We start from the raw sequence: 8,635 nt of genomic DNA on the forward strand, positions 1-8,635 counted from the left end.
AACTACGCCACGCTGGACGATGTGGGCGGCCTCGGCGGGATCGTCGGGCGGCTGTTCGGAGGCGCGCAGGCCGAGCCGCTCGCGGTGGCGGGTGCCGGCCCGATGACGCCGGCGTCGATGGCGGTGACCACGCCGATGGTCAATATCTCGACATCCGGCCTGTCAGGATTGCCGCTTGCTGCCGGGTTGGGACCGGCTGCCAACATGCCCTGGGCACCCGGCGGCCCCACCGTTTCCGCCGGGCACCTCCAGTCGGTGGCGGTGGGCGGGGCGCTGCGGCCGGACGCACTGACCGGGCTCAATGGCCCCTTCGCGGCGCAACTGTCCGCGATGGTTGCCGAGGCGCAGGCCATCTTCGGACCGACCGCGATCAAGATCACCTCGGCCTTCCGCACCGTCGAGCGGCAGGCCGAACTCTTCGCGGAGGCGGTGGCCAAATACGGCAGCGAAGCCGCAGCACGTCGGCATGTCGCGCCGCCCGGTTCGTCCAACCACAACTTCGGCCTGGCGGCAGATCTTCGCTATGGCTCTTCCGCGGTACAGGACTGGTTTCACGCCAATGCGGGCCGCTTCGGGCTTGGCTTCCGCATGGGGCACGAGCCATGGCACATCGAACCGGCCAACGTTCAGGCGGCGAAGGCGGGGCAGGCCCTGCCGGTGGCGCAACTGGAGCGTCTGGCGACCTCGGCCGAGATGGCGACGGGCCAGCTGACCGGCTTCGGGGCGCGGGCCGAGACCACCGGCCAGGGGCTGGCGGCAATCGGAAGCACCTTTGCCCAGACCTTGCAGATGCTGGGGGCGTCGAAAGGCCCCGGCGGGATGGTGGCGGCGACGCTGCTGGGCGGACTGTTCAAGGGGATCGGGATCCCGGGCTTCGAGGTCGGCGGCTGGACTGGCGCCGGTGGGCCTTCTGATGTCGCAGGGCTCGTCCATGCCGGCGAATACGTATTCGACGCGGCCTCCACCAGCCGGATCGGGGTTGCCAATCTGGAGGCCATCCGCCGGGGCCGGATGCCGGGCTACCAGACCGGCGGCCATGTCGTGGGCGGCCGGCCCGCGGTGCCGGCCGGGCAGCGGGCGGCGATGGCTGCGGCGGTATCGGCGACCCCGGCCGAGCAACGGCACCTGTTCGAGATCAATGTCGCGGGCACGGGCGACGCGCAGATCGCCGCCGGGGTTCATGAGGCCATCCGTCGGGCGTTCGACGAATACGACCGCAATGTCTTCGCCGGCCGGGTGCGGATGGTGATCAACGACGATTGGGCAGCCTGATGGCCTACAGTTTTCCCCTCTCGCTCGCCGACTTCTGGGACATCCTGCCGATCCGGGAACTGACCTTCGACCTGCCCGAGGCCGTCGAGATCTCGGAGACCGGCGGCGGCGAAATCCTGACCGCCGATCTGGGTACGCGCCTGTGGCAGGGCGAGGTGGTGCTGGGCGACATGACGCCGGATGAGGCGGCCGATGTCAGCGCCATGCTCGACATCGTGCGGCGCGCGGGCGGCAGTTTCTTCGCCACCGACCGCGCACGGCCCTGGCCGAGGTCGGACTGGGGCGGGTCGGTGCTGGGCGCGGCGTCCGTCACGATGCATTCGGTGGCCGGGACGTCGCGGGAGATGCGCCTGCAGGGCCTGCCCGTCGGCTATCAACTGCGCCGGGGCGACCGGCTGGCCTATAGCTACGGCACCAATCCCGTGCGCTACGCCCTCCACCGGGTGGCCTCGCCCGCGACGGCGGATGAGGCGGGCGTGACCCCACTGTTCGAAGTCAGTCCCAACCTGCGCCCGGGATGGCCTGATCTGGCCGCCGTGACGCTGGTCAAGCCCGCCTGCAAGGCGGTGATCGTGCCCGGTTCGGTCCAGCCCGGCCGGCGGCGGGCGCGGCTGACCGTCGGGAGTTCGTTCCGCTTTCAGCAGACGTTGAGGTGATCCATGGCCGACCTGATCGAATTCAATCCTCTTCCTCAGGATCATCTACGAGCCGAAGTCGAGGCGGCGATCGCGCAGGCTTTTGCTGCGTTTGAAAAAGCCGTTCAAGACCGGCCAAAAGAGACACAACGCAAGGCTGATCTCTCAGCTCCTCGGGCAGGCTCCTTATCCGCTCGGCTACGTTCGCGGCAGCAGCAGGCGATGTATCGGCGAGCGCTATTCCGAGCATTGCGATTGCGAACTCTGCGCCGCCGAGCTGCATCCGCAGTTCCCGTATCTCGGACTGAAGGTGCTCTATCACCTGTTCCAAGGTCATTGTCGTCATTCGGCGAATCCTCTCCTGCACCAGGAGAAGGTAGCGCAGGCGTCTCGCTGGAGTCCGGGGGGAACGGCTGATGCGCAGCTATGACAGCGCCACCGCCGCCTATATGGCCGCCCGCAGCCCGATCCACGCCCATGCGCTGGTCTGGGTCGCGGCCCGCAACCGGGAGACCGGGCTGTCGGAGACGATCGGGTTCTGGACCGGCGACGATCACCGCGACTTCGTGGTGGCCGGCTCCACCCGGACGTATTACGGCGCGGGCGCCGCGCTCGGGGTCGATCCGATCCGGCGCGGCACCGGCTTGCAAGTCAGGACGCAGCGGCTGAGCCTGTCGGGCATCGCCCCGGAGGTGCAGCTGGCGGTGCGGGGCTATGACGTGCGCCATGCGGTGATCGAGATCCACCGGGCGGTGTTCGATCCCCTGACGCTGGCGCTGGTGGCTCCGCCCCATCGGCTCTTCAAGGGCTATATCGACAAGCTGCGGTTCCAGACGGGGGCCAAGGGCGAGGCGTCCAGCGTCGATCTGGACGTGGCGAGCGGGGCGCGGGCGCTGGCCACGCCGCTCTCACGCAAGCGGTCGGACGCCAGCCTGCGCGCCCGCATGCCGGCCGATGCATTCCGCCAATATGCCAGCCAGGCGGATGCGGTCGAGACCCGCTGGGGGTCGGCATGACGGGCCTGGCGCGTCTTCCGGACTGGCAGGTCCGGCTGCGGCGCTGGCTCACCGGCGCGGCCGGTCGCCCGATCGTGCCGGGGCAATGGGACTGCTGCCTGTTTGCCGCCGGTGCGGTCGAGGCCCAGACCGGGGTCGATCTCGCGGCCGACTGGCGCGGTCGCTACAGCACTTTCGCCGGGGGCCGGCGCATCCTGCGGCGGGCGGGCTATGCCGATCATGTTGCGCTGATCGCCGCCCATCTGCCCGAGGCCCCGGTCAACATGGCTCTTCCCGGCGACATTGCCATCGTGCCGGGTGAGGAGGGCGATGCCGGTGGCGTGGTGCAGGGCGCGGGCGTCTATGTGCTGAGCCGGTCGGGCCGTCTGGGTGTGGTGCCGATGACGCCGACGCTGCGGCTGTTCAAGCTGGGGATCGGCTGATGCCCCAGGCGTTCGGTTTCGCCGCAGGTCTGTTCGGGTTCGGCATGGGGACCGCCGGCATCGCCGTCGGCACTGCGGCGGCCGGCGGCTGGTACCTCGGCGCAGCCTTCGGATCCACGGTGATCGGAGGTCTTGCGGCAAAGCTGCTGACCACCGTCGCCATCTCCGCTTTGCAGGCGGCGGTCACCAAGAAGGCCTCGCAGGGCGGCGGGCTGACGATCAACACCACGCTCCGCGGCGAGCAGAACCCCGAAACTATCATATTCGGGAAAACCGCCACCAGCGGACAGGCGATCTGCCCGCCCTATTCGCACGGGCCGGACAACGTCTTTCTGACCCATGTGATCGAGCTGTGCTCGGAGCCGGGTGCCACGCTGGAGCGGATGATCATCGGCGACGACTATGTCGAACTGGGGCCGGACGCCGATCCGAATGGGTATGGGTGCCCCGTGCTGGCTGCCAAATACCAGCACAAGGGGCGGCCACTGATCTACGTGCGGTACTACGACGGCAGCCAGACAACCGCCGACCCGATGCTGCGGGACAAATACGGCAGCCACCCGGATCGTCCCTGGACCGCGGAAATGGTCGGCCATGGGCTCTGCTATGCGATCCTGACCTTCGTCATGGCCCACAAGGCCGGCTTTACCCAGGTGCCGCGGTATCGCTTCGAGATGCGCGGCGCGCCGCGCTACGACATCCGCAAGGACAGCACCGCCGGAGGCAGCGGGGCGCACCGGCTGAACAATCCTGCCACCTGGGAGCAGACCGACAACCCCATCGTGCAGGCATGGAGCATTTTCCACGGCATCGCCCTGCCGGGCGGCGAGATCTGGGGCGGTCAGGTCGCGGCACAGGATCTGCCGCCCGCCGACTGGATGGCGGCCATGAACCTTTGCGACGTGCCGGTCGAGCTCGGCGACGGAGGATCCGAACCGGCATATCGGGCGGGGCTCGAGGTTGCGCTGACGCAGGAGCCGGCTTCGGCGTTGACGGAGATCCTGAAGGCCGCCACGGCCCAGGTCGCCGATTGCGGCGGCATCTGGCGGATACGTGCCGGCGCGCCCGCGCTGCCGGTCTATTCGTTCACCGACGACGACGTTCTCGTCTCGAAACCGCAGGAACTGGACCCATTTCCCGCCCTGGCCGACACCTATAACGCGGTGGCGGCGCAATACCCGGAGCCCGAAGAACTTTGGGAGACCAAGGACGCCCCTCCACGGCACAATGCCGAATGGGAGGCTGCGGATCGTTTCGGCCGCCGCACCGCCGATCTGGTGCTGCCGGCGGTGCCCTATGCGATGCAGGTGCAGCGCCTGATGCGCGCCTGGATCGAGGCCGAGCGGCGGTTCGCGCGGCACATCATCAACCTGCCGCCCGATGCCACGATCCTTGACCCGCTCGACACCGCCGCCTGGGCCAGCCAGCGCAACGGATATGCGGGCAAGGATTTCGAGATCTCGGAAGTGGTCGAGGATGTCCGAACCTGCGTGGTGCAGGTCTCGACCCGGGAGGTGGACCCCGAGGATTACGACTGGTCCCCCTCGTTCGCGCTGCCCTGGGTGCCCGGCCCCACCGGCAGCACCCCGCCGCCCGCGCTGGCGGTGTCAGGATTTGCGGTCCACGCGGTGACGATCAAGGACGCGGGTGGGGCAGACCGCCGCCCCGCGATCCGGCTGGTCTGGGATGACGACATTCAGGCCGACGGCATCCGATGGGAGATCCGGCTCGCCGGAGCGTCCTTGGTCGTGCTGCGGGGAACGACACAGGATCTGGAAGCGGGCGAAATCATCCTCGTCGAGGGCCTGCTGCCGGCCACCGAATACGAGGTGCGCGCCAGCCCGGTCATCAAAGGCCCCGACGAATGGACTGGGTGGCTGTCGGTCACGACCCTGGATGTGCGGCTGACCGCGGCTGACGTCAGCGCCATCGACCACACCCCTCCTGCCTCGCCCACCGATCTGGCCCTGACCTCGGTGCTTCTGGGTCAGCGGGTGGTGCTGCGCGCCACCTGGGCCGCGCCGGCCGATGCCGATCTGGCCTATCACGACATCAGCCTGACGGAGGGCGGCGGCAACCCGGTGCTGTTCGTGACCTCGGGCAGCCGCTACGAATGGCCGGCGGTGCCCGGCGTGACCTATACGGTCGCGGTGCGCGCGGTCGATGCCGGGGGAAATGCCTCGGCCTGGACCGCGCCGGTCGCCCACACGGCCGTCGGCGACACCACCCCGCCGGCCATCCCCACCGGCCTGACCGCGACCGGCGGGTTCGAGGCGATCTGGCTGGAATGGGCCGCCAACGCCGAGGCGGACCTGTCCCATTACGAACTGTTCGAGGCGGAGACGGCCACCCCGGATCCGACCGCGGGCACGACGGATGTCATCCGCGCGACCTCGACCCGGCTGGCGCGCACCGGCCTGCCGGCCGCGGCCACCACCCGGCACTACTGGATCCGCGCCGTCGATACCTCGGGCAACAAGAGCGGCTGGTCGGCCCGTGTGCAGGGGCAGACGGTCGCGCTCCAGACCGGGAACCTGACAGGGCTGATCGACGAGGGATCGTTCCAGACCGGGGTGGAGCCGGTCAGGATCATCGACAGCGGCCCGCTGCCCACCAGCCGTATCACCGGCTACATCCAGCACGGCGGGGTGCTCTACAAATGGTCGGGCTCTGCCTATGTACCCGTGGTCAGCGCCGCCGAACTCGACGGCCTGATCCTGGCCGGCCAGATCGACGCGCGCGGGCTGAACATCCTCGACATCTACGGCGATGTGGTCTTCAGCGCGACCGGCGAGATTTCCCCGGCGGCCTACATCACCTCGGGCGGCAACACGATCTCGCTGTCCTCGATCGCCGCGAACAGCCTCACGCCCTCGGTCAATTTCGTGGGCGAGTTCGCCGCGCCGCCGACCGCGGAACAGCTGGGTGAACTCTGGCGGCAGAACGCGCTCTACAAGAACACGGTGGACGGAAAGAGCTATATCCTGACGGGCTCGCCGCTGGCCTGGATGCAGTACCTGTCGGACGGCAACGCCTTCTACCTGACGATCGAGAGCACCAACGGCACGATCTTCAGGCCCGGTCAGGCGTCCACGACGCTCCTGAAGGCCCGGCTGTTCAAGAACGGCGCCGAGGTCACGGACGAGACCCCGGCGGGCTGGTTTCGCTGGCGCCGGATCTCCGCCGTACCCGCCGACGACCCCGCATGGAATGCGGCCTACCTCTCCGGCTTCAAGCAGGTCGATGTGAACATCGACGCCGTGCATTCCCGCGCAACTTTCTTCTGCGACGTCATCTCAAGCTAGAGGACCCTCCCGATGGCAATCGTCTCCACCGGCCAGATCACCATCGTCGATACCAACGACGCGCGTCCGATCACGGCCTTCATCACCACAACCCCCGGCATGCAGCAGGTCTTCACCAAGGACGAAAGCCTGGAATCCTACACGCCCAACTGGCAGAGCGGCGCAAGTCTCGCGCTGACCGCGAAGGTCTATGCCGGCTCCACCAATGCCGCCGAGGACGTGACGGGGCTACTGACCAACCGCAAATGGTACGTGGATCCCCCCACTGCCACCCCGATCACAGGCACCAGCGCTCTGGTCAGTTCGAACGCACAGATGAGCACCCGGTTCACCTCGGGCGCGGGTCACACGTTCACGGTGGTGCATGACGCCAGCGGATCGACCCTGACCATCAGCGCCAACCTGCTGCCCACCGTCCCGCAGGTCGTGGTCTATTTCGAGGGCGACTACACTGACCCCGTGACTGGTCTCGTCAGCCATGTGATCGCGCAGATCAGCCTGAACGTGGTCAAGACCGGCACCAATGCGGTCTATCTCCAGATCGAGGGCAGCACCGCGATCGAGCAGGGGACTGGCGCGACCAAGAACGTCACCGCCGTCGCCGCCCGCCTGATCCGGGCCGCGGGCGTCGATACGACCGGCATCACCTACCGCTGGTTCGAGAACCATGGGGCCGATCAGATCATCAACACGGCCCCCTACAACACCAAATATGGGATGCGCACCACCGCGGTGGGGGCAGCGCCCGTTCTGGCCGTCGGAAACATCGGTAGCAACCTGCCCGCCAGCGCAGCCTGGACTGGTCATAACACCCTGACCATCCACGAAAGCGCCGTGCAGGACATGGGGATCTATCGCGTCGAGGCGAAGGATGCCGATGGCACGATCTACCAGACCTACTTCACGATCTACGACGTGTCCGACCCCTACGACGTTCGCATCAACTCATCGGCCGGCGACAAGCTCCAGAACGGTGTCGGATCCACCAATCTCACACCCGGCGTGTTCTATGGGTCCACCCAGATCACCGACCTGACCGGCTGGACCTTCACCTGGACATTCTACAACAGGGATGGCAAGCGCGGGGCCTTTGTCGATGCCACCCGGACCGCGGTTTCGGGCGGGCGTACCATCTCGGCGAACACCGCCGGCTCCAACGCGGTCTTCACCTATAGCGGATCGCCGATCACTTTCGCCGCCGGCGACCTTCTCAAATGCGTCACCCCTGGTGGGGCCGAGGTGTTCTTCGAGGTCGCAAGCGGCACCGGCAACACCGTGACCATCCGGGGGCCGAACGTGCATGGCGCCTACGTCGCCTTCGCCAACTGGCTCGGTCAGCCGACCGTCAACCAGTTCCAGAACGGTAAGCTCTTTGTCTGTCAGGGTGCGACCACACAAGGCAGGGTCACGACGAATGGGTCTGACCCGCTGACGGTGACGGGTGACGACATCGACGTGAAGACCCGGATCTTCTGCGAGGCGAACCGGCCGTGACCCATGTCGCTTCTGCCGAGCTCACGATCGCAGACCTGAACGATGGGCTGAATGCCTATCTGACACAGGACGCCTGTCTGATTGTCACAGCGGAGGACGGCACCGGCGGCAACTACACCATAGCCAACACGACGATGGTGATCCGGCAGGGCACGGCTGACGTTTCCTCCTACTGGACCGTCACCGCCACGCCCTCCGCCGGTGTCACCGGCGCGCTCTCGACCCGGACCTATTCGGTCTCGGCCATGTCCGTGGACAGCGGCTATGTGGATCTGACCGCGAGCAAGACGGGCGAGACCCCGATCACGCTGCGGTTCACGATCGCCAAGGCCAAGCAGGGCGTCACGGGCGAGCGGGGTACGATCACCACGTCGAAGGACATCTCTCCGGCGTCCTCCTGGGACAACGCTCAGGCGAATACCGCCATCTCTGATGCCGGGGGAGGATCGCCTCGGGCTGGGGACGTGGTAACGCTCTACAACAACGCCGCA

The 8,635-nt window shown here is 67.6% G+C and carries 8 protein-coding genes; 7 read left to right on the plus strand and 1 reads right to left on the minus strand.

Translation table 11 applies throughout. The features are described 5' to 3' along the window. The coding region (locus RGD00_RS22420) for a D-alanyl-D-alanine carboxypeptidase family protein (protein WP_310459464.1) at positions 1–1,272 on the plus strand (1,272 nt) is incomplete at its 5' end. Beyond that, the gene (locus tag RGD00_RS22425) at positions 1,272–1,928 is read left to right on the plus strand and encodes a hypothetical protein (RefSeq protein WP_310459465.1); all 657 of its coding nucleotides are present in this window, start codon (positions 1,272–1,274) and stop codon (positions 1,926–1,928) included. The genes RGD00_RS22420 and RGD00_RS22425, both read left to right, overlap by 1 nt. Positions 1,929–1,950: 22 nt before the next feature. Here the strand turns inward: RGD00_RS22425 and RGD00_RS22430 are convergent, their stop codons facing one another. Then, positions 1,951–2,253, minus strand: coding sequence for a hypothetical protein (locus tag RGD00_RS22430; protein WP_310459466.1), 303 nt, complete (start codon positions 2,251–2,253; stop codon positions 1,951–1,953). A 70-nt stretch (positions 2,254–2,323) separates the two neighbouring features. On the opposite strand from RGD00_RS22430, the gene RGD00_RS22435 reads away from it, so the two are divergent. From RGD00_RS22435 to RGD00_RS22455, 5 genes are all read left to right on the plus strand, one after another. Continuing rightward, on the plus strand, positions 2,324–2,923 hold the full coding sequence (locus RGD00_RS22435; RefSeq protein WP_310459467.1) for a hypothetical protein: 600 nt from the start codon (positions 2,324–2,326) through the stop codon (positions 2,921–2,923). Beyond that, on the plus strand, positions 2,920–3,345 hold the full coding sequence (locus RGD00_RS22440; protein ID WP_310459468.1) for a DUF6950 family protein: 426 nt from the start codon (positions 2,920–2,922) through the stop codon (positions 3,343–3,345). Before RGD00_RS22435 ends, RGD00_RS22440 begins: the two co-directional genes overlap by 4 nt. Further along, positions 3,345–6,650, plus strand: coding sequence for a phage tail protein (locus RGD00_RS22445; RefSeq protein WP_310459469.1), 3,306 nt, complete (start codon positions 3,345–3,347; stop codon positions 6,648–6,650). The genes RGD00_RS22440 and RGD00_RS22445 overlap by 1 nt, the downstream gene beginning before the upstream one ends. A 12-nt stretch (positions 6,651–6,662) precedes the next feature. Continuing rightward, positions 6,663–8,144: a hypothetical protein gene (locus RGD00_RS22450; RefSeq protein WP_310459470.1), complete on the plus strand. Its 1,482-nt coding sequence runs from the start codon at positions 6,663–6,665 to the stop codon at positions 8,142–8,144. Beyond that, positions 8,141–8,635 (plus strand): hypothetical protein (locus tag RGD00_RS22455; protein ID WP_310459471.1); only part of this gene is annotated, 495 nt, incomplete at its 3' end. The genes RGD00_RS22450 and RGD00_RS22455, both read left to right, overlap by 4 nt.

It is taken from the genome of Ruixingdingia sedimenti (assembly GCF_031432425.1).
Lineage (GTDB): Bacteria > Pseudomonadota > Alphaproteobacteria > Rhodobacterales > Rhodobacteraceae > Ruixingdingia > Ruixingdingia sedimenti.

Excerpts from the sequence above, each read along its gene's own strand:
- RGD00_RS22425 (WP_310459465.1), top strand. The coding sequence starts at position 1,272 with ATGGCCTACAGTTTTCCCCTCTCGCTCGCCGACTTCTGGGACATCCTG.
- RGD00_RS22430 (WP_310459466.1), bottom strand. The coding sequence starts at position 2,253 with ATGACGACAATGACCTTGGAACAGGTGATAGAGCACCTTCAGTCCGAG.
- RGD00_RS22435 (WP_310459467.1), top strand. The coding sequence starts at position 2,324 with ATGCGCAGCTATGACAGCGCCACCGCCGCCTATATGGCCGCCCGCAGC.
- RGD00_RS22440 (WP_310459468.1), top strand. The coding sequence starts at position 2,920 with ATGACGGGCCTGGCGCGTCTTCCGGACTGGCAGGTCCGGCTGCGGCGC.
- RGD00_RS22445 (WP_310459469.1), top strand. The coding sequence starts at position 3,345 with ATGCCCCAGGCGTTCGGTTTCGCCGCAGGTCTGTTCGGGTTCGGCATG.
- RGD00_RS22450 (WP_310459470.1), top strand. The coding sequence starts at position 6,663 with ATGGCAATCGTCTCCACCGGCCAGATCACCATCGTCGATACCAACGAC.